Genomic DNA, 19,918 nt, shown 5'->3' on the forward strand with positions numbered 1-19,918 from the left:
TCACCAGTGTTCCATCGAGCGCCGGAAGACCGAGGCCAGGTCCTCGTCGGTGGGACGGCGCGGGGCGGTCGCGAGCAACCGCTCCTGCTGGAGGGCGCCGGCCACGAGGTCGTCGACGTCGGCGTCGCCGTAGCCGACCTCGGCGAGCCCGTTCGGCAGCCCGATGTCGCGCATCAGCGCCGTGAGCACCGTGGGCAGGGCGTCGGGTCCGGGCTCGACCGAGGGGTCGAGCAGCCGGGCCGCCCGGACGTGCCGCTCGGGCGCCGCCTCGAAGGTGAACCGGAACGCCTCCGGCGCCGTGAGCGAGACCGCCATCCCGTGCGGCACCATCACCTCCGGGTAGCCCTCGGGCCGGTAGTCCCGCACCCGCCCCGCGATCGGGTACGCGTTGGCGTGCGGGAGGTGCACGCCGGCGTTCCCGAAGCCCAGGCCGGCGAAGGTGGCCGCCATCGCCATCTGCTCGCGCGCGGCCAGGTCCGAGCCGTCGCGGACCGCGTCGCGGAAGACGCCGGCCAGCAGGGTGAGCGCCCGCTCGGACCACAGGTCGGCGATCGGGTTGGCCCCGCAGTAGGGCACCCGGTCCTCGGGCCGCTTGGCGTCGAAGTCGGCGTACCACCGTGCGGTCCAGCTCTCGAGCGCGTGGCAGAGGATGTCCATGCCGGCGGCCGCGGTCACCTGCGTCGGCTGGGTGAGCGTGAGCCGGGGGTCGACGACCGCGAGGGTCGGCCGCAGCGCGGGGTGGCTGATGCCGGTCTTGACGTGCAGCGACAGCACGTCGAGCACGCAGATCGTGGTGCTCTCCGAGCCGGTGCCGGTGGTCGTCGGGACGGCGACCAGGGGCAGCAGCGGCTCCGACGGGGCCCGCCCGCGACCGACCGGGAGGTTCACGTAGTCCATCAGGTCGCCGGGGTTGGTCGTGAGCAGGTCGACCGCCTTCGCGGTGTCGATCGACGAGCCGCCGCCGACGGCGAGGATCGCGTCGAACGGCCCCGCGTCGCGGGCGAACGCCACGGCGTCGCGCAGCGAGTCGTCGGTCGGCTCGACGTGCACGCCGTCGTACGTCGTCACCTCGATGCCGCGGGTGGCGACCTGCTCGGCGATCCGAGCGGGGTGACCGGTCGCCGCGACGCCCGGATCGGTGACGAGCAGCACCCGGCGGGCGCCGTACGCCGCGAGGTCGTGGCCGACCTCGGCACTCGCCCCGCTGCCGAACTTCAAGGCCGGCGCAGCATAGGTGAATACCGTCTCGCTCACGTCGCCAACCTATTACGCTGAACCGGACGGAAGAGGGGGGCTCGATGCGTCACGTGTGGCGCCATGCGCGCTGGGTCGTGCTGGCCGTCGTCGTCCTCCTCGTCGCCGGCGGCGTCGCCTGGACCCAGCTGCGCAGCCCGATCGCCACCTTCGGCGCGCCCGACACGGGCGCTCCCCACCCGGTCGTCGACGGCAACCGCCTCGTCGACTCCCGCACCGACCGGCAGTTCGTGCCGCGCGGGGTGAACTGGAGCAGCTTCGAGTACGCCTGCGCGCAGGGCTGGGGCTACTCCGCCCTGGACAACATCACGGCCGCCGACCCCTATGCCACCGAGGCACGCACGATCGCCTCGTGGGGCGCCAACACCGTCCGGCTGCCGCTCAACCAGGACTGCTGGCTCGGGACCCGCGGCGCGCCCGTGAGCGACCAGTACGAGGAGCGCACGGTCAGCGGCTACCGCTCCGAGGTGGCCAAGTTCGTGTCCGCGCTCAACGACCGCGGTCTGGTGGTCATCCTCGACCTGCACAGCCGCAAGCGGATCGGGCAGCCCGAGTTCGGCAACCTGGCGATGCCCGACTCCGAGTCGCTCGCCTTCTGGAACTCCGTCGCCACCCAGTACGCCGACAACCCGTCGGTGATGTTCGACGCGTTCAACGAGCCCTACTCGCGCTACAACGCCAGCGGCACCCGCTACCTGTTCGACCTGACCTGGCGCTGCTGGCGCGACGGCGGCTGCCGGGCGCCCGCCGAGGACGACCAGACCGCCAGCTACGGCCGGGTCACCTACGTCGTGCAGGGCATGGCGTCGGTCGTGAGCACGATCCGGCAGGCCGGCGCCGAGCAGCCGATCCTGCTCGGCGGCCTCGACTACGCCAACGACCTGAGCCAGTGGCGCGACTTCGCACCCGACGACGACCAGCTCGTCGCGGCCGTGCACTCCTATGACTTCAAGGCGTGCGCCGACGAGACGTGCTGGGACGACGTGCTGGGCGACCTGGCGGACACGGTCCCCGTCGTGACGTCCGAGCTCGGCGCGGAGCACCCCGAGGACGGGTACGTCGAGCGCTACCTGACCTGGGCCGACCGGCACGGGATCGGGGTGCTGTTCTGGGTCTGGGCCGACCATCCGTCCGACCCGATGGCGCTGGTCAGCAGCGAGCGCGGCCGCCCGACGTCGTACGGCCTGCTCGCGCGCCGCTGGCTGCAGGGCCACGCCGCGGACGAGGGCCGGACCACCCCGGCCCCGACCCGGAAGGCCTCCCCCAGCACGCAGGGTGGCTCCCCGTCCTGACCTGCAGGAACGCCGCTGCGACCGCCCGAAATCCACGGGCGATCCACGGCTCGTCAACGAGTCGTCCACAGGGCGTCAACGGGTGGACCAGACCTCTTCAGAACGTTGCCCGTTCCGCACTACCGTGACAGGGATCGAACGCTCGTGGATGCCACCATGGGAGAGCGATCGAGTCAAGGCATCGGCGTTGGGGGACGTCGAGCAGGGGGGGGAGATCATGACCGTGCAGGCAAGCCCTACGCGGCCGGCATCGAAGTCAGTCGGCGCTGCGTTCGTCGGCATCCTGCTGACCCTCGGCATCTTCGCCGTCGTCATGCTCAGCTTCCTCATCGCGCCGCTGGTGGTGCTGCTGGGTGCCTACCTGGTCTTCTTGATGTTCCGGTCGCGGAAGAAGTCGTCGCCGGCCGCGCCGGCTGACGGCGCGGTCCACCCCGGTGGCCAGCCGGCGACCCGCCCGACCCACGGATTCGGTGCGGGGGCCTCGTCATGACCAGCACACCGACTACGTCCTCGACCGGCGCTGCGGCCCCCATCCGGCGTAGCCAGCGGCTGACCGACGGCGTCGACCAGGACCTGCGGTACCTGATCCCCGAGGGCATCTGCCGCACCTTCCGGGTGATGCCCTACGCCACGATCGACGGGACCGTCCTGGTGGCCGCCGCCGACGCGGACGACAGCATCACCGCGCACGTCGTGGCCGAGCGGATCGACCGGCCCGTGCAGCTCGTGCGGCACACGGTCAACGAGATCACCGCCGCCATCGACTCGGTCTACCCGCACCACGGCACCGAGGTCGAGTCTCCCGAGGCCCGGCGCTCCCGCATGCAGATGGCCCAGATGCTCACCCGCAGCGGGCTCATCACCGACGAGCAGCTCCAGCGCGCGATGCTCGAGTACTCCCGCACCGGCGACCCGCTCGGCGACATCCTGGTCTCGCACGAGGCGATCACCGAGGACACCCTGGTGGCGGCGCTCTCGGAGATGTACCAGATGCAGCGCGTGGGCCTGTCGGAGTTCACCCCCGACATGGAGGTGGCACGCCGGCTGCCCGAGCCGATCGCGCTGGCCTACCAGGCCGTGCCCGTCGCGGCGACCGAGGAGCTGGTCCTCCTCGCCGTCGCCCGCCCGCTGGACGCCGAGCGGGCCGCCGAGGTCGAGGCCGCTCTCGGGTCGCCGTTCCGCCAGCTGCTGGCCAACCGGACGGAGCTGGACCAGCTGATCCAGCGGGTCCACGCGCGTCACTACGCCGAGGTGTCGACCCGGCTGATGATGGAGACCCGACCCGAGGAGTCGGCGCACATCGTCATCTCCGGCGGCCAGAAGGCCGGCCTGGTCATCTTCGCGATCATCGTCGTCGTGTGCGGGGTCATCTGGCCCTGGCCGACGGCGATCGGCCTGGTCGGGCTGTGCAGCCTGCTCTACCTGGTGGTGACCGTCTACAAGGTCCGGCTGACGATGCAGGCGCTGGGCACGCACCTCGAGACCGACGTCACCGACGAGGAGATCGCGGCGCTCGACGAGCGGTACCTGCCGATGTACACGATCCTGGTCCCGCTCTACAAGGAGGCGGCGATCGTCCCGCGCCTCGTGCGCGACATCAACGCGCTGGACTACCCGCGCACCCGTCTGGACGTGAAGCTCCTCTGCGAGGAGGACGACGAGGAGACGGTCGAGAAGATCCGGGCGATGCAGCTGCCGCCGCACTTCCACCTCGTGGTCGTCCCCGACAGCCAGCCGAAGACCAAGCCGAAGGCGTGCAACTACGGCCTCCAGCTGGCCACCGGGGCGCTCTGCGTGATCTTCGACGCCGAGGACCGTCCCGACCCCGACCAGCTCAAGAAGGCCGTCATCGCCTTCGGCCGCGTCGCCAGCAACGTCGTGTGCGTCCAGGCGAAGCTGAACCACTTCAACCAGGACCAGAACATCCTGACCGCGTGGTTCGCCAACGAGTACTCGATGCACTTCGAGCTGATCCTGCCCGCCATGGGAGCCGCCGAGGCGCCGATCCCGCTGGGCGGCACCTCCAACCACTTCATCACCTCCAAGCTGCGCGACCTCGGCGCCTGGGACCCGTTCAACGTCACCGAGGACGCCGACCTCGGCATCCGGCTGCACCGCGAGGGCTACCGGACCGCGATGATCGACTCGACGACGCTGGAGGAGGCCAACTCCCAGGTCCCGAACTGGATCCGTCAACGCAGCCGCTGGAACAAGGGCTACATCCAGACCTGGCTGGTGCACATGCGGCACCCGATGGCGCTGCTCAAGGCCACCGGGGTGCGCGGCTTCATGAGCTTCAACTTCACGATGCTGACCGCGTTCGTGCTGCTGCTGAACCCGATCTTCTGGGGCCTGACCACCCTGTACGTCTTCACCCAGGCCGGCTTCATCGAGCAGCTGTTCCCGGGCATCATCTTCTACGTCGCCAGCGCGCTGCTGTTCATCGGCAACTTCATCTTCGTCTACCTCAGCGTGGCCGGCAGCCTCCAGCGGGGCGAGTTCTCGCTGACCCGCACCGCACTGATCTCCCCGCTCTACTGGGGCCTGATGAGCTGGGCGGCCTGGAAGGGCTTCATCCAGCTGTTCACGAACCCCTTCTACTGGGAGAAGACGACGCACGGGCTCGACGACGGATCGGCTCACGCGTCATGACCACCGCACCCATCATCCACACCAAGGACCGCCGTGCCGGCGTCGTCCAACTCGTCGGTCGTCGCCCCGACGACGTGCCGAAGCGGCGCTGGGAGAGCCTGCTGGTCTTCCTGCTCTTCGCCGTCGGCTACAGCTGGTTCGGCTACTGGGTCGTCGTGGACCTCCACGTCGTGGGCTTCGAGACCCTCGACCGGCTCAACCGCGGGCTCATGGTGTGGCACAACGACCCGGCGAAGCTGTCGGCGATCGGGTTCGACTACCCGCCGCTGTCGACGCTGCTCATCGCCCCGCTGGCCATCTGGCGCTCCTTCGTCACCTCGATGGCCGCCGTACCCGTGGCGTCGGCGATCTTCGCCGCGATCACCATGGTCGCCTTCAACACCATGATGCGCCGCGCCCTCGTGGCCGGGCCGCTGCGCTACGCGGCGCTGCTGGCGCTCGGCGCCAACCCGCTGGTCCTGCTCTACGCGACGACCGGTGCCCGCCCGTTCATCTGGATCGCCTTCGTCGTGACCGGCCTCGGCTCGCTCTTCGCGTGGTACATCACCGCGGACGTGCGCTGGGTGATGCTCGCCGGCCTGTCCTACTCGGTCGCCGCGCTCGCCGGCTACTCGTCGCTGACGCTCTTCGTCCTCAGCGCGATCATGGTCGGCGCCATCCTGGCGCGACTCGGTGCCGACGGCACGGAGGTCGAGGGCACGGTAGTCGGGTTCTCCGCCCCGACGATCTACGTCGTCGCGCTGTGGGCCGTCTTCAACTTCATCCTGCTCTACAACCCGTTCGCGTGGATCACCAGCAGCAGCGACTCGGCCGCCTCCGGTGGGCTGCAGATGTTCTCCGCGGTCGACCTCATGCGCGCGACAGGAGAGCTGGTGCTCTACGGCGCGCCGCTGGCGATCATCGTGCTGCCGATGCTCGTCTTCTCCGGCTTCGCCCGCGGCAACCCCTTCGCGCTCTGGCTCGGGGTCCTGCTCGGCGCCTCGATCCTGACCCCGGCGCTGGCGGTCGCCCTCCGGCTGACCGACTCGCCGATGCTCATGCGCAACGCGCTCCCGATCCTGCTGATCTCGGTGATCGGCGCGATCTGGCTGGCCCGCTCGGCCGAGGAGGGCAGCTCCCTGGTGGCCGGCATCCTCATCGTGGCCCTGCTGGTCAGCATCCCGTGGACCCTCAACGCGATGAAGACCTACCGCTACCAGAACCTCGAGGCGCCGTTCGCCGCCGCGATCACCACCGGTGAGTCGCAGGAGGGCGCCGAGACGCTCAACGGCGACCAGGTCGGCATCGTCTCGGAGCAGGCGATGGCCAACTACATCGACAACAACGTCACCGCGAACAACTCGATCCTGACCGACAACGCGCAGACCTACGCCGTGATGATGCTGACCGGCCGGCCCGAGATCTTCTACGACCGCGTCGACAAGAGCGACGGGCCGTGGAAGGAGACGGCTCGCGACCCCGCCGGCGCGGTCAACTACATGCTGCTCTCGACCGCGGACAACGGCGACCTGCTGACCAAGCTCTACCCGGACGCCGCGAACGGGACCGACCCGCAGCTCCAGGTCGTCTACAAGACGCCGCGCTACGTCCTGGTCAACGTGCCCGCCGGCTACTCCCCCGACGGCACGACGACGACCGACGTCCAGACCGGGGGCGGTTCGTGATGGCCGAGGACCGCAAGCCCCAGGTCACCCCGCCACCGTCGGTCGACGACGTGCTCTCGGCGCTCTCCGACGACAGCCGGATCGGTCAGGTCGACTTCACCACCGCGCTCGCCGGTGGTGCCGGCGGCGGCTCCGCCACGACCGCGACCCGTCCCGACGTGGTCCGGGCCCGCCGGGAGGCCGAGCGCCGCGCCGCCGACGCCGCGGCCGCGCGCTCGGTGGCACCGGCCGTCACCACGCCTCCAGTGATCGACCCGCCGTCGGCTCCGCCGGTCACCGCACCGGTCAACGCACCCGACACCGCACCGGCCACCGAGTCGGCGCCGGAGCCCGCTCCCGAGCCCGCCCCTGCCCCTGCCCCTGCCCCTGCGCCGGTGCTCGAGGCCGAGCCGGAGCCGGCTCCGACGGTGCGCAAGGCCGCCGCTCGCAAGACCACCACCCGCAAGGCGCCGGCGACCCGCACCGCGAGGACGGCCAAGACCGCCGCCAAGACCGCCGCCAAGACGCCCGCCAAGGCCGCCGCGAAGCCGGCCACCAAGGCAGCGGCCAAGGCGACGACGAAGGCACCCGAGACCGCTCCGGCTCCGGCAGCGCCCGAGGTCGAGGTGCCCCAGGTCCAGGCGCCGCAGGTCGACCTGCTCGACGTCGAGGCCGCCGAGGCCCGGACCCAGGTCCTGGAGGTCGCCGTGGCGCCGCCGCCCGTGGCGGCCGCGCCGCCCCCGCCTGTGACCCCGTTCGTCGCGGCCGACGGGTCGGGCGTAGAGGTGCACCGCGACGTCGCGCAGATCGAGGCCGAGGTGATCGCGCGGCTGCGCGCCGCGGAGGAGGCCACGCTGCGCCACCTCGAGGCGATGGAGCTGGAGGCCACCCGGCGCTACGAGCTCGTCACCGCGCAGGCCGAGCTCGACGCCGAGCTGATCCGCCTGCACTCGCGCCGGGAGGCGCACGCGATCGTGAGCGCCGCCCGGCTGCGCGCCGGTGAGGTCGACGACGACCAGCTCGACCCGCGGGACGAGGGCCACCGGCTCGCGATCCTCAGCGACGCGGTGTCCCGCGTCGCCGACGCGGCAGACGCCACGCTCGGTCGCGGCAACGGAAGCAGGGCGTGAGGACGATGCTGCGAAGACTCCGCCGTACCCACGTGCTCGCCGCCCTGGCCGTGAGCTCGGCCCTCGTGCTCGCCGGCTGCGGCGGCAGCGACGACAGCAGCAGCAGCAAGGGCGGCAACGTCGTGGTCAACGTCGACGCGAAGGACACCAAGAGCGTCGTTGTCCCCGAGGGCCGCTTCTTCAGCGACAACTCGCCATGGAACCGCCGCATCGACGCGGCGCGCCCGGACCCGAACTCGGACCGGATGATCCACTTCGCCCAGGAGCGCGTGGGCGTTACCGAGGTGCCCGGCTCCGACGTGATCACCCAGCGCCGCGACCTGGTCGACAGCGGCCTCTACATCAACACCTACCGCTGGACGGTCCCGGTCGTCGCGGGCGGCACCCCGACCAAGCTCGTGTGCCGCCAGATCGTCTGCGGTGACGGCTCCAACACGACGACGCTCAGGGTGCCCGACGACATCGACCCGGACCCGCGGTACGACGGCTGGTACACCGTCTTCGACACCTCGGCCTCGGTCGCCTACGACTTCTGGCGGGCTCGTCGAGAGGCCGACAACACCATCTCCTACAACTTCATGCGCAAGTGGGACCTCAACGGCCCGGGCTACAGCCCGCCGTACACCGAGGCCGCTCGCGGGTCCGGCCTGCCGCTGTTCGCCGGCCTGATCCGTCCCGGCGAGCTGCAGTCCGGCGAGATCCGGCACGCATTGGCGATCAGCGTGCCCGGTCCGGCGACCGGAGTCTTCGTGCAGCCGGCGTCGTCGACCGACGGCAACGGCCGCACCACCTCGCTGCCCGAGGGCGCTCGGATCCGTCTCAAGCGCGACGTCGTGCTGCCCGCCCCGCGCGACCCGATCACCAAGAAGCTGATCCGGCTGACCGCCGCGCAGCGCCGGATGGCCGACGCCGTCACCGCCTGCCTGCGCACCTACGGCGCGATCGTCGTCGACCGCGCCGCCGTCCCGACGCTCTACGCCCAGCGCAACGTCACCAACACCCTGCTCAAGGGCAACGAGCTGCAGGGCCTCACCCTCGACGACTTCGAGGTGATGACGTTGGGCAAGGCGTACCGCTACCCGCCGGAGTCCGGTGACGTCGTCGTGGTGAACCCGAGCGGCTCGCCCAGCGCCACCAGCTCGCCGTCGAGCTCGCCGAGCAGCACCCTGACCCTGGAGGGGGGCCAGTGATGACGACCTTCCCGCGCCGCACCCGACTGGTCGGGTCGCTGGCCGCCGCGGCGGTGAGCCTGGCCCTGCTGTCCGCCTGCTCCGACCCGTCCCAGCAGGCGACCGACACCGTCGACCAGGGGCAGGCCGAGAACTTCCAGCAGGAGCAGGCCCGACTCAAGGACATCGACCGTGCCTACGCGCAGCTGCCGACCCGGCCCTCGGGTGTCGTCGACATCGACGGCTCGACCGCCGGCTCGCTGACCCAGCGCGAGGTCAACGTCTACGAGACCACCGCCAACGCGGCGGAGGTCAACATCGCCAACAACGGCGAGGACCAGGCGTTCCAAGAGCTCTGCGCCGGCCGGGTCGACCTGGTCGACTCGGCGAGGCCGATCAGCCGCGCCGAATGGGACGCGTGCCAGGCTGTCGGCCTCGACGTCGTCCAGTTCCAGGTCGCCGCGGAGGCCGTGGTCGTCGCGATCAAGTCCGAGAGCGACGTCGGCGCCGACTGCCTCACCGTCGACCAGGTCCGTGACATCTGGCGCGCCGGGTCGCCGCTGACCAACTGGAGCCAGGCGCCCCTGGGCTACGACAACGTCCCGCTGCGGGTCGGCGGCCCCGGCCCCGCCAGCGACGGGTTCAGCTTCTTCGGCCGCTACGTCCTCGACGCCCCCGAGCCGGCCCGCGTCGACCTGCGCTCGGACTACTACCTGGCCGACTCCGACGAGGCGGCCCGCATGTTCGTGGTCGGCACGCCGGCGCAGGCACGTCTCGCAGCGACCTACGACGACGTCTCCCGCACGCGCGCGCAGGCCTATCAGGCCCTCCAGGACGCCCGCCAGGAGCTCCAGGCGGCCAACCAGGAGCTCAAGACCGCGCTCTACGAGCGCAAGAAGGGCATCCGAGACCAGCGCAGCGCCAAGGACAAGGCGAAGGACCAGGCCCGGGTGGACGCGGCGTACAAGCGCCAGTCCAAGGCCGTCGTGCGCTACAACGCGGCCAGGGTGGACTACGTCAAGGCGAACCGGGCGTTCCTGCTCGTGAACAAGGCCCGCGCCCGGTACAACGGCTACCGCGGCCACGTGGCCTACTTCCGGTACAGCTACTACGAGCTGTTCGAGGACCAGCTGCGCCCCTTCGAGATCACCGACTCGCGCAACCCGGAGAACTGCATCTTCCCGAGCCAGCGCACGATCACCGACGGTGAGTACCCGCTGGCCCGGCAGCTGCTCATCACGACCACCACCCGGTCGCTCGCCCGGCCGGAGGTGCGCGACTTCATGACTCACTACCTGCGGTCGGCCCAGCAGCTGGCGGCCGACAACCGCCTGGTGGCGCTGTCCAACGACGTGGTGGCGCTGGAGGAGAAGTGGCTGTCCGGCGAGCTGGACCCCGAGCTCTACGCGCCGGAGGTCCAGGCCACGCCGTCCGCTACTCCCCTGCCGAGCGAGAACCCCGCCAAATGACCCGTCGTCCCTGGCTGCTCCTCGCCGCGTCCCTGGCGCTGGTGCTGGCGTCGCTCGGTGCGGTGCCGTCGTACGCCGGCGGCAGCGCCGCGAAGCGCGCCGTCCAGCAGTCGAAGCGGATCGTCGTGCAGTGGCAGGGCTACCAGCGCAACCCCGTCTACCAGCGCACCGCGAACGTGCCCGGCATCGGCGCGGTCGACCTGGTGTGCCGCCCCAACAGCACGATGATCCGGCTGCGCACGGCCAACCGGCGCTCCGAGAACCAGATGTGGCTGGCGAAGTTCGAGACCAAGAACGGCACCGACCGGGTCGCGGTCAAGAACGTGCGGGTCTACACCTACGCCACCGCGGCCGACAACGGCCGGGGCGGCACCGGCCCGCAGGCCCACGAGGGGCTCAACCAGCGGTGGCCGATCGAGGACTTCGAGAAGGGCACGGCGTACGGCGTCATCAGCTCCCGCCCGGGCCGCAACCGTCCCGGCGGCGGCACGATGACGGTGCCGGCGACGGCGTTCCGGCTGACGTGGTACTGGGAGCGGTTCGCCTACCCCGGCAGCCAGTACTGCAAGATGACGCTCGCCCTGCGCACCGACACCACCCAGCAGTTCGGCCTGAGCTGGCACGGTGACGCGGAGGCTGCGACCAAGGACTTCACCACCGTCGACCTCGGCAGCATCGGCCAGGCGCAGCTGCGCTGCGAGACCGGGCGCACCGGGGACCAGACGGTCGCTTTGAAGACCGACGACCCCAATGCCTACATGGACTACGAGTACATCCGCGGCGAGGGGCTGGCGAGCGACCGCGTCGACCACTATTCCGACCTCGACCGCGACCCGGTGACCGGCCTGCTGGGCCCGGTCGACCTGCCCACCAACGGGATGATGCGCATCTGGTGGTCGGTCAACGGGGTCAAGCGGATGTGGGTGCTGTCGTCCTACATGGTCGTCAACAACGCCAAGCACCCCGAGCTCAACGTGTGCGAGGTCGCCGCCGCTCGGCTGCCCTGAGCGCCTCGGTCACCACCTCGAGCACCGGATGCTCACCGGACTCGATCGCCGCCAGCGGCACCCACGCGACGGCGTCGGTGGTGCCGCCCTCCTCGACGACGTAGGGCTCGGCGTCCGCGGCCACGTCCGCGTCGAAGACCAGGTGCACCCCGTGGAAGTCCTCGCGGCGTCCCGACGGCGCCGTGCCCTCGAAGTGGACGTCGTGGACGTCGATCAGCTCGCCGACGCCGCACTCGACGCCGCACTCCTCGCGCACCTCACGCACGAGGGCGGAGCGCGGGGTCTCGCCGTGCTCCACCCCGCCACCCGGCAGGGTCCAGGACCCGCTGTGGTGGCCGCGCGCCGAGATCCGGGTCAGCAGGACCTGGTCGTCGCGGGTGACCAGGGCGTACGCCGCCAGCCGCTGCATCCGGACGGGCCGGTGGTCGGCGAGCGCCTCCAGCACCATCGGCACGACCGGGACGGACCCGTCCAGGACGTCGGCCACCGGCCGCCACGCGGCCTCGGCGGTGGAGCCGTCGACCTCGAGGACCCGGGGGGCCGGCGCGTCGACGGGGACCCAGCCGTCGTACACGATCCGGAGCGCGTGGGCGTCCACCCGGCGCCCCTCCCGCCAGACCCCGGGCAGGTGGGCGGAGTAGACGCGCGCGGTCTCACCGACCGTGGCCGCCAGCCCGGTCTCCTCGTGGATCTCGCGCACCACGGCGTCGCGCGGGTCCTCGCCGTGGTCGAGGCCGCCGCCGGGCAGGGTCCACAGCTCGTCGGGCGTGACCGAGGCCGACAAGCGGCTGAGCAGGATGTGGTCGTCGCGCAGGATCACGGCGTAGGCCGCCACCCGCTGGCGCTGGGGGAGACCCGACATCAGGTGAACGGCGGACGGTGGTCGCGGGCGATCGAGCGGCGCCCCGCCCAGCGCCACACCCGGGCGGCCCGGTCGCGGTCCTCGTCGGTCACCAGGTTGCCCATCCAGCGCAGCGCGAGCGTCATCAGCCAGTCGGAGCGCATCCCGGCCGGTCCCAGCGTCGGCAGCAGCCGGGGCACCGTCACCAGGCCGGCGAGCCGGCGCGCGATGGAGAACGACTCGCCGTAGTGGTCGCGGAGCAGCGCCGGCCAGGTCGTCGACAGGTCGCCGGCCCCGCTCCCCTGCTCCGCCAGCACCTCGGCGACCAGGCGGCCGGTCTCGAGGCCGTAGTCGATGCCCTCGCCGTTGAGCGGGTTGACACACCCCGCGGCATCGCCGATGAGCGCCCAGTTGGCGCCGGCGACCTGGGAGACGGCACCGCCCATCGGCAGCAGCGCGGACGTCGGCATCCGCAGCTCGTCGCCCAGCCCGAACTCGGCGCGCCGCTGGTCGGCGTAGTGGGCCATCAGGGGCTTGATCGCGAGGTCGGCCGGCCGCTTGGCCGTGGCCAGCGTCCCCACGCCGAGGTTCACCTCGCCGGTGCCCAGCGGGAAGATCCAGCCGTAGCCCGACAGGATGGCGCCGTCCTGACCACGCAGCTCCAGGTGCGAGCTGATCCAGGGGTCGTCGGAGCGGGTGGAGGTCACGTAGGAGCGGCCGGCGACGCCGTACACGGTCTCGCGGTGCCACTCGCGGCCGAGCACCTTGCCCAGCGGCGACCGGACACCGTCGGCGACGACCAGCCGTCGGCAGCCGATCTCGACCGGCCCGTCGGCGGTCCTGAAGACGACCGCCTCGACCCGGCCGCCGGCCATCCGCACGTCGACGGCGCGGTGGCCGTCCAGCGCCACGGCCCCCGACTTGATCGCCGTCGTCCGCAGGTGGTCGTCGAGCTCGGTGCGTGCCACGGCGGAGCCCCAGTCAGGGAGCGACCCTCCGGGCCACGGCAGCAGCAGGGTCTGCCCGAAGCCGTGGGCGCGCAGCCCCCGGTTGACCGTGTGGGCGCGCAGCCAGTCCTCGAGACCGAGCTGCTGCAGCTCCCCGACGGCCCGGGGCGTCAGCCCGTCACCGCAGGTCTTGTCGCGCGGGAACGTCGCCGAGTCGGCGATCACCACGTCGAGCCCGGAGCGCGCAGCCCACGCTGCGGCGGCCGACCCGGCGGGGCCGGCGCCGACCACCAGGACGTCGGTCCGCTCGGGCGTGCTCACGCCACGATTGTCTCAGGCCGACGCCCCCGAGCGGGAATCAGGCTCCCTGCTCCCCCATCGGCGGGAAGCGTTCGTCGGCCTCCTCGTAGCCCTCGGAGTCGGTGAACATCCCCTTCTCCTCGTCGAACTCCCGGTCGGTGTTGTCGACCTCGGCCTGGTCCGGCCGGTTCTCGGGGTCCAGGCGCTCCTGACGCTCCTGCTCGACGTCCTCGTCGGTCTCGCCCGATCGGTCCTGCGATTCGGTCATGGACGACGGTAAGCCTTGTGGGCCAGGAGGTGAACCCTCGGGTTCGTGCAGCCGGTGGTCGGGTGCTTCACGTACTGCGACCGGGTCTCGTCGGGCAGGTACACCCGGAACCCGTCGACGTGCGCCCGGTGGCACCGGCCGGCGTACGGCGCCCACGAGGTCTCGACGACCTGGCTGGCGACCTTCTTGCCCGGCGCCACGACGATCGTGCGGACCCGGCTGGGGGTCCGGTCGGCGGCCGCACCGATCTGCGTGCCGTTGCCGCCACCGACGTACGACAGCCCGCCGTACCCCCGGATGCTGCAGGCCTGCGCGGACGTGTTGCGCAGCACGATCCGCCCGTACTGATGGCTCGTCGCCGCGCCACCCTGGTGGTACGACGCGACCAGGTTGGCGTTGGTGCACTCCGGCACCCCGCGCACCCCGGACGCCGCCGCAGGCAGCCCGGCCACCACCATCGCCACCATCCCGGCAGCCGCCACCACGGCACCCCACCTGAACGACCTCATGATCCCGCCCTCCTCGCCGCGAGCACCACGCCCGACACTCCTTCAGATGCAACTCCTCCCCACCCGGTTGCCGCAAGACCCGACCGGGCTGGACCAGGAGGAGCACCACCCGGTGGTCGAGCAGCGAGCGCTCGTCGAGACCCCGGAAGCCGAGGAGCGACCGCCATCAGCGTGGGCGCATCGGCGCAGTCTCGACAAGCTCGACCACCGAGACCACCCCCACCCAGGAGGCACGACCGAGGAGCGCGCGAGCACGGCCGGCCGCCGAAGCCCCGTGCCACCGCCGAAGGAGCGTCAGACCGAGGCGTGGCGCCGGGGCGGACCGCAACCACCCGGGACGCCACCGGCGACACGGCGAGGTAGCGACGAGGCGATGGCACGACCGGGGGCCGGCGGCCGGACCCAGCACGCGCCAGACGACGAGGAAGACAACGACCAGCGCGCCACCGCGCGCCAGAAGGCCCCACCACCCACGAGGGGTGATGGGGCCTTCCGGAGAGCGATCGACTCAGTTCTGGTACGACCCGAAGTCGAAGTCGTCCAGGGCGACTGCCTGGCCGGTGCTGCCGAACTCGTAGTCGTAGGAGTCGTAGCCGGTGACGGAGTACGCCGCGGCGCGGGCCTCCTCGGTGGGCTCCACCCGAATGTTGCGGTACCGCTCGAGGCCGGTGCCCGCCGGGATCAGCTTGCCGATGATCACGTTCTCCTTCAGACCGCGCAGCGAGTCCGAGCGGCCGTGGATCGCCGCGTCGGTGAGGACGCGGGTGGTCTCCTGGAAGGAGGCCGCCGAGAGCCACGACTCGGTCGCCAGCGAGGCCTTGGTGATGCCCATGAGCACCGGACGACCCGAGGCCGGCTTGCCGCCCTCGGAGACCACGCGCCGGTTCTCCTCCTCGAACCGCACCCGGTCGACCAGGTCGGACGGGAGCAGGTTGGTGTCACCGGACTCGATTACCGTGATCCGGCGCAGCATCTGCCGCACGATGATCTCGATGTGCTTGTCGTGGATCGACACGCCCTGCGAGCGGTACACGTTCTGGACCTCGTCCACCAGGTGCTCCTGCGCCTTGCGCACACCGAGGATCCGCAGGACGTCCTGCGGGTCCGGCGTGCCGACCGTGAGCATCTGGCCGACCTCGATGTGGTCGCCGTCGGCGACCAGCAGGCGCGACCGCTTGGAGACCGGGTACTCCTGGACCTCCGAGCCGTCGTCGGGCGTGATGAGCACCTTGCGCGCCTTGTCGGTCTCCTCGATCTGCACGCGGCCGGAGGCCTCGGCGATCGGGGAACGACCCTTCGGGGAACGGGCCTCGAAGAGCTCGACCACACGCGGGAGACCCTGCGTGATGTCGTCGGCCGACGCCACACCACCGGTGTGGAAGGTACGCATCGTCAGCTGCGTGCCGGGCTCACCGATCGACTGGGCGGCGATGATGCCGACCGCCTCGCCGATGTCGACGAGCTTGCCGGTGGCCAGCGAGCGGCCGTAGCACTTCGCGCAGGTGCCGGTCTTGGCGTCGCAGGTCAGCACGGAGCGGACCTTGACCTCCTCGACGCCGGCCGCGACGAGCTCGCCGATCTTGACGTCGCCGAGGTCCTCGCCCGCGGTGGCCAGCACCTCGCCGGTCTCCGGGTGGAGCACGTCGACCGCCGCGGTCCGGGCGTACGCCGCGGTCTCGGCGTTCTCCGCCTTGACCACGGACCCGTCCGGGCGGCGCTCGCCGATCCGCTTGGGCAGACCGCGCTCGGTGCCGCAGTCGTCCTCGCGGATGATGACGTCCTGCGAGACGTCCACCAGACGACGGGTCAGGTAGCCCGAGTCGGCGGTCCGCAGCGCGGTGTCCGCCAGACCCTTGCGGGCGCCGTGCGTGGCGATGAAGTACTCCAGGACGGTCAGGCCCTCGCGGAAGTTGGACTTGATCGGCCGCGGGATGATCTCGCCCTTCGGGTTGGCCACCAGGCCACGCATGGCCGCCACCTGCCGGATCTGGTTCATGTTTCCGGAGGCACCCGACTCGACCATCATGTAGATGGGGTTGGCGCGGTCGAAGGTGGTCTCCATCGCCTTGCCGACCTCGTTGGCCGCCTGGGTCCAGATCTCGATGAGCTCCTGGCGGCGCTCCTCGTCGGTGACCAGGCCGCGCTCGAACTGCTTCTGGACCTTGGCCGCCTGGGTCTCGTAGCCCTCCAGGATCTGGGCCTTCTCGCCGGGGGTCGTCACGTCGTCGATGGAGACGGTGACGCCCGAGCGGGTGGCCCAGTGGAACCCGGTGTCCTTCAGCGCGTCGAGGGACGCGGCGACCTCCACCTTGGAGTAGCGCTCGGCGAGGTCGTTGACGATCGCGCCGAGGGCCTTCTTGCCGACCTCGTAGTTCACGTAGGGGTAGTCGGCCGGCAGGGTCTCGTTGAACAGCGCACGACCCAGCGTGGTGTCGAGCGTGAGGGTCTGGCCCTCCTCGTCTACCTCCTCGGCCCGGGCGAGCTCTTCCAGCGGCGGCACGACGTCGTCGAACCGGATCTTGATCCGGCTCTGCAGCGAGATCTCACCGCGGTCGAAGGCCATGATCGCCTCGCCGACCGAGGCGAACGCCCGGCCCTCGCCGGGCTGGTCGTCGCGGTCGGTGGTGAGGAAGAACAGACCGATGATCATGTCCTGGGTGGGCATGGTCACGGGCCGGCCGTCGGACGGCTTGAGGATGTTGTTCGTCGACAGCATCAGGATCCGCGCCTCGGCCTGGGCCTCGGCCGACAGCGGCAGGTGCACCGCCATCTGGTCGCCGTCGAAGTCGGCGTTGAACGCCGAGCAGACCAGCGGGTGGATCTGGATGGCCTTGCCCTCGATCAGCTGCGGCTCGAAGGCCTGGATGCCGAGGCGGTGCAGCGTCGGCGCCCGGTTCAGCAGGACCGGGTGCTCGGCGATGACCTCCTCCAGCACGTCCCAGACCATCGCGTAGCGGCTGGAGCCGGAGGTGGCGCGCTCGACCATCCGCTTGGCGGACTTGATGTTCTGCGCGTGCGAGAGGTCGACGAGGCGCTTCATCACGAACGGCTTGAAGAGCTCCAGCGCCATCATCTTGGGCAGACCGCACTGGTGCAGCTTCAGCTGCGGACCGGAGACGATCACCGAGCGGCCGGAGTAGTCGACGCGCTTGCCGAGCAGGTTCTGGCGGAACCGGCCCTGCTTGCCCTTGAGCATGTCGGAGAGCGACTTCAGCGGCCGGTTGCCCGGCCCGGTGACCGGACGGCCACGGCGGCCGTTGTCGAACAGCGAGTCGACGGCCTCCTGGAGCATCCGCTTCTCGTTGTTGACGATGATCTCGGGCGCGCCGAGGTCCAGCAGCCGCTTGAGGCGGTTGTTGCGGTTGATGACGCGGCGGTACAGGTCGTTGAGGTCCGAGGTCGCGAACCGGCCACCGTCGAGCTGCACCATCGGGCGCAGGTCCGGCGGGATGACCGGGACGGCGTCGAGCACCATGCCCTGCGGCTTGTTGCCGGTCTTGCGGAACGCGTCGACGACCTTGAGGCGCTTGAGGGCGCGGACCTTGCGCTGGCCCTTGCCGTTGGCGATGGTGTCGCGCAGCGACTCCACCTCGGCCTCGATGTCGAAGGACTCCAGGCGCTTCTGGATCGCCGTGGCGCCCATGTAGCCCTCGAAGTACTTGCCGAACCAGTTCTTCATCTCGCGGTAGAGCATCTCGTCGCCCATGAGGTCTTGGACCTTGAGCGACTTGAAGGTGTTCCACACCTCGTCGAGGCGGTCGATCTCGCGCTGGGAGCGGTCGCGGAGCTGCTTCATCTCGCGCTCGGCGCCGTCCTTGACCTTGCGGCGCTGGTCTGCCTTGGCACCCTCGGCCTCGAGGGCCGCGAGGTCCTCCTCCAGCTTCTTGGCCCGGTCCTCGACGGCCTGGTCACGGCGCTTCTCTAGACGCTCGCGCTCGAGGCCGACCTTGCCCTCGAGCGAGGACAGGTCGCGGTGCCGCGCGTCCTCGTCGACGGAGGTGATCATGTAGGCCGCGAAGTAGATGACCTTCTCGAGGTCCTTCGGGGCCAGGTCGAGCAGGTAGCCGAGCCGGCTGGGCACACCCTTGAAGTACCAGATGTGGGTGACCGGCGCGGCGAGCTCGATGTGGCCCATCCGCTCGCGGCGCACCTTGGACCGGGTCACCTCGACGCCGCAGCGCTCGCAGATGATGCCCTTGAAGCGCACGCGCTTGTACTTGCCGCAGTAGCACTCCCAGTCCCGGGTGGGACCGAAGATCTTCTCGCAGAAGAGGCCGTCACGCTCGGGCTTGAGCGTGCGGTAGTTGATGGTCTCCGGCTTCTTGACCTCGCCNAGAGGTCCGAGGTCGCGAACCGGCCACCGTCGAGCTGCACCATCGGGCGCAGGTCCGGCGGGATGACCGGGACGGCGTCGAGCACCATGCCCTGCGGCTTGTTGCCGGTCTTGCGGAACGCGTCGACGACCTTGAGCCGCTTGAGGGCCCGGACCTTGCGCTGGCCCTTGCCGTTGGCGATGGTGTCGCGCAGCGACTCGACCTCGGCCTCGATGTCGAAGGACTCCAGGCGCTTCTGGATCGCCGTGGCGCCCATGTGGCCCTCGAAGTACTTGCCGAACCAGTTCTTCATCTCGCGGTAGAGCATCTCGTCGCCCATCAGGTCTTGGACCTTGAGGGACTTGAAGGTGTTCCACACCTCGTCGAGCCGGTCGAGCTCGCGCTGCGCGCGATCGCGCAGCTGCTTCATCTCGCGCTCGGCACCGTCCTTGACCTTGCGGCGCTGGTCGGCCTTGGCACCCTCGGCCTCGAGGGCCGCGAGGTCCTCCTCGAGCTTCTTGGCCCGGTCCTCGACCGACTGGTCGCGACGGCGCTCGAGGCGCTCGCGCTCGAGCTGGACCTTGCCCTCGAGCGAGGACAGGTCGCGGTGCCGCGCGTCCTCGTCGACGGCGGTGATCATGTACGCCGCGAAGTAGATGACCTTCTCGAGGTCCTTCGGGGCGAGGTCGAGCAGGTAGCCGAGCCGGCTGGGGACACCCTTGAAGTACCAGATGTGGGTGACCGGCGCGGCGAGCTCGATGTGGCCCATCCGCTCACGGCGGACCTTGGAGCGGGTCACCTCGACGCCGCAGCGCTCGCAGATGATGCCCTTGAAGCGCACGCGCTTGTACTTGCCGCAGTAGCACTCCCAGTCCCGGGTGGGACCGAAGATCTTCTCGCAGAAGAGACCGTCACGCTCGGGCTTGAGCGTGCGGTAGTTGATCGTCTCCGGCTTCTTGACCTCGCCGTGGCTCCACGTGCGGATGTCCTCCGCGGTGGCCAGGCCGATCCGAAGCTGGTCGAAGAAGTTCACGTCGAGCACGGTGGCTGCAACCCTTCGGTAGTTCTAGAAAAGTGAAGTAGGGGGCGGAGGCGGGCCGGCGCGGGATCCGCGCCGGCCGCGG

General features: G+C 70.7%; 13 protein-coding genes and 2 pseudogenes. 8 read left to right on the forward strand and 7 right to left on the reverse strand.

Annotated elements, in window-relative coordinates:
• Window positions 1-1,254 (reverse strand): hydroxyacid-oxoacid transhydrogenase, encoded by a 1,254-nt coding sequence (locus ACILRH_RS21200; RefSeq protein WP_395696061.1) that lies wholly within the window; start codon window positions 1,252-1,254, stop codon window positions 1-3.
• A gap of 44 nt (window positions 1,255-1,298) precedes the next feature.
• On the opposite strand from ACILRH_RS21200, the gene ACILRH_RS21205 reads away from it, so the two are divergent.
• From ACILRH_RS21205 to ACILRH_RS21240, 8 genes are all read left to right on the forward strand, one after another.
• Window positions 1,299-2,546: a cellulase family glycosylhydrolase gene (locus tag ACILRH_RS21205; protein WP_395696062.1), complete on the forward strand. Its 1,248-nt coding sequence runs from the start codon at window positions 1,299-1,301 to the stop codon at window positions 2,544-2,546.
• Between the two features lie 217 nt (window positions 2,547-2,763).
• The gene (locus tag ACILRH_RS21210; protein ID WP_395696063.1) at window positions 2,764-3,036 is read left to right on the forward strand and encodes a hypothetical protein; all 273 of its coding nucleotides are present in this window, start codon (window positions 2,764-2,766) and stop codon (window positions 3,034-3,036) included.
• Complete coding sequence (locus ACILRH_RS21215) at window positions 3,033-5,198, forward strand: glycosyltransferase (protein WP_395696064.1); 2,166 nt, start codon at window positions 3,033-3,035, stop codon at window positions 5,196-5,198. The genes ACILRH_RS21210 and ACILRH_RS21215 overlap by 4 nt, the downstream gene beginning before the upstream one ends.
• A complete protein-coding gene (locus tag ACILRH_RS21220) occupies window positions 5,195-6,862 on the forward strand; it encodes a hypothetical protein (RefSeq protein ID WP_395696065.1) in 1,668 nt (555 codons plus the stop codon). The genes ACILRH_RS21215 and ACILRH_RS21220 overlap by 4 nt, the downstream gene beginning before the upstream one ends.
• On the forward strand, window positions 6,862-7,971 hold the full coding sequence (locus tag ACILRH_RS21225; RefSeq protein WP_395696066.1) for a hypothetical protein: 1,110 nt from the start codon (window positions 6,862-6,864) through the stop codon (window positions 7,969-7,971). The genes ACILRH_RS21220 and ACILRH_RS21225 overlap by 1 nt, the downstream gene beginning before the upstream one ends.
• A gap of 5 nt (window positions 7,972-7,976) precedes the next feature.
• Window positions 7,977-9,161 carry a hypothetical protein gene (locus ACILRH_RS21230; protein ID WP_395696067.1) on the forward strand — a complete coding sequence of 395 codons (1,185 nt, stop codon included), beginning with the start codon at window positions 7,977-7,979 and terminating at the stop codon, window positions 9,159-9,161.
• Window positions 9,161-10,609: a substrate-binding domain-containing protein gene (locus tag ACILRH_RS21235; protein WP_395696068.1), complete on the forward strand. Its 1,449-nt coding sequence runs from the start codon at window positions 9,161-9,163 to the stop codon at window positions 10,607-10,609. The genes ACILRH_RS21230 and ACILRH_RS21235 overlap by 1 nt, the downstream gene beginning before the upstream one ends.
• Entirely contained in the window at window positions 10,606-11,616 is a 1,011-nt protein-coding gene (locus ACILRH_RS21240; RefSeq protein ID WP_395696069.1) for a hypothetical protein, read from the forward strand. Before ACILRH_RS21235 ends, ACILRH_RS21240 begins: the two co-directional genes overlap by 4 nt.
• Here ACILRH_RS21240 and ACILRH_RS21245 read toward each other — a convergent pair.
• The 6 genes and pseudogenes from ACILRH_RS21245 to ACILRH_RS21270 all read right to left on the reverse strand — a co-directional run.
• Window positions 11,579-12,478 carry an NUDIX domain-containing protein gene (locus ACILRH_RS21245; RefSeq protein ID WP_395696070.1) on the reverse strand — a complete coding sequence of 300 codons (900 nt, stop codon included), beginning with the start codon at window positions 12,476-12,478 and terminating at the stop codon, window positions 11,579-11,581. The two genes, ACILRH_RS21240 and ACILRH_RS21245, sit on opposite strands and share 38 nt — an antisense overlap.
• A complete protein-coding gene (locus ACILRH_RS21250; RefSeq protein ID WP_395696071.1) occupies window positions 12,478-13,725 on the reverse strand; it encodes a geranylgeranyl reductase family protein in 1,248 nt (415 codons plus the stop codon). The genes ACILRH_RS21245 and ACILRH_RS21250 overlap by 1 nt, the downstream gene beginning before the upstream one ends.
• 37 nt (window positions 13,726-13,762) lie before the next feature.
• Window positions 13,763-13,972 carry a hypothetical protein gene (locus ACILRH_RS21255; RefSeq protein WP_395696072.1) on the reverse strand — a complete coding sequence of 70 codons (210 nt, stop codon included), beginning with the start codon at window positions 13,970-13,972 and terminating at the stop codon, window positions 13,763-13,765.
• The gene (locus ACILRH_RS21260) at window positions 13,969-14,481 is read right to left on the reverse strand and encodes a DUF4232 domain-containing protein (protein WP_395696073.1); all 513 of its coding nucleotides are present in this window, start codon (window positions 14,479-14,481) and stop codon (window positions 13,969-13,971) included. The genes ACILRH_RS21255 and ACILRH_RS21260 overlap by 4 nt, the downstream gene beginning before the upstream one ends.
• A gap of 508 nt (window positions 14,482-14,989) precedes the next feature.
• Window positions 14,990-18,814: pseudogene (locus ACILRH_RS21265) on the reverse strand (DNA-directed RNA polymerase subunit beta'); the annotation flags it as partial.
• 2 nt (window positions 18,815-18,816) lie between these two features.
• Window positions 18,817-19,836: pseudogene (locus ACILRH_RS21270) on the reverse strand (DNA-directed RNA polymerase subunit beta'); the annotation flags it as partial.
• Window positions 19,837-19,918 lie beyond the last annotated feature (82 nt).

The organism is Nocardioides sp., from assembly GCF_044226765.1.
In the GTDB taxonomy this organism is placed as follows: Bacteria; Actinomycetota; Actinomycetes; order Propionibacteriales; family Nocardioidaceae; genus Nocardioides.

What these genes read in the sequence shown, in the direction of transcription:
- ACILRH_RS21205 (WP_395696062.1), top strand. Translation starts at nt 1,299, where the DNA reads ATGCGTCACGTGTGGCGCCATGCGCGCTGGGTCGTGCTGGCCGTCGTC.
- ACILRH_RS21210 (WP_395696063.1), top strand. Translation starts at nt 2,764, where the DNA reads ATGACCGTGCAGGCAAGCCCTACGCGGCCGGCATCGAAGTCAGTCGGC.
- ACILRH_RS21215 (WP_395696064.1), top strand. Translation starts at nt 3,033, where the DNA reads ATGACCAGCACACCGACTACGTCCTCGACCGGCGCTGCGGCCCCCATC.
- ACILRH_RS21220 (WP_395696065.1), top strand. Translation starts at nt 5,195, where the DNA reads ATGACCACCGCACCCATCATCCACACCAAGGACCGCCGTGCCGGCGTC.
- ACILRH_RS21225 (WP_395696066.1), top strand. Translation starts at nt 6,862, where the DNA reads ATGGCCGAGGACCGCAAGCCCCAGGTCACCCCGCCACCGTCGGTCGAC.
- ACILRH_RS21230 (WP_395696067.1), top strand. Translation starts at nt 7,977, where the DNA reads ATGCTGCGAAGACTCCGCCGTACCCACGTGCTCGCCGCCCTGGCCGTG.
- ACILRH_RS21235 (WP_395696068.1), top strand. Translation starts at nt 9,161, where the DNA reads ATGACGACCTTCCCGCGCCGCACCCGACTGGTCGGGTCGCTGGCCGCC.
- ACILRH_RS21240 (WP_395696069.1), top strand. Translation starts at nt 10,606, where the DNA reads ATGACCCGTCGTCCCTGGCTGCTCCTCGCCGCGTCCCTGGCGCTGGTG.
- ACILRH_RS21245 (WP_395696070.1), bottom strand. Translation starts at nt 12,478, where the DNA reads ATGTCGGGTCTCCCCCAGCGCCAGCGGGTGGCGGCCTACGCCGTGATC.
- ACILRH_RS21255 (WP_395696072.1), bottom strand. Translation starts at nt 13,972, where the DNA reads ATGACCGAATCGCAGGACCGATCGGGCGAGACCGACGAGGACGTCGAG.
- ACILRH_RS21260 (WP_395696073.1), bottom strand. Translation starts at nt 14,481, where the DNA reads ATGAGGTCGTTCAGGTGGGGTGCCGTGGTGGCGGCTGCCGGGATGGTG.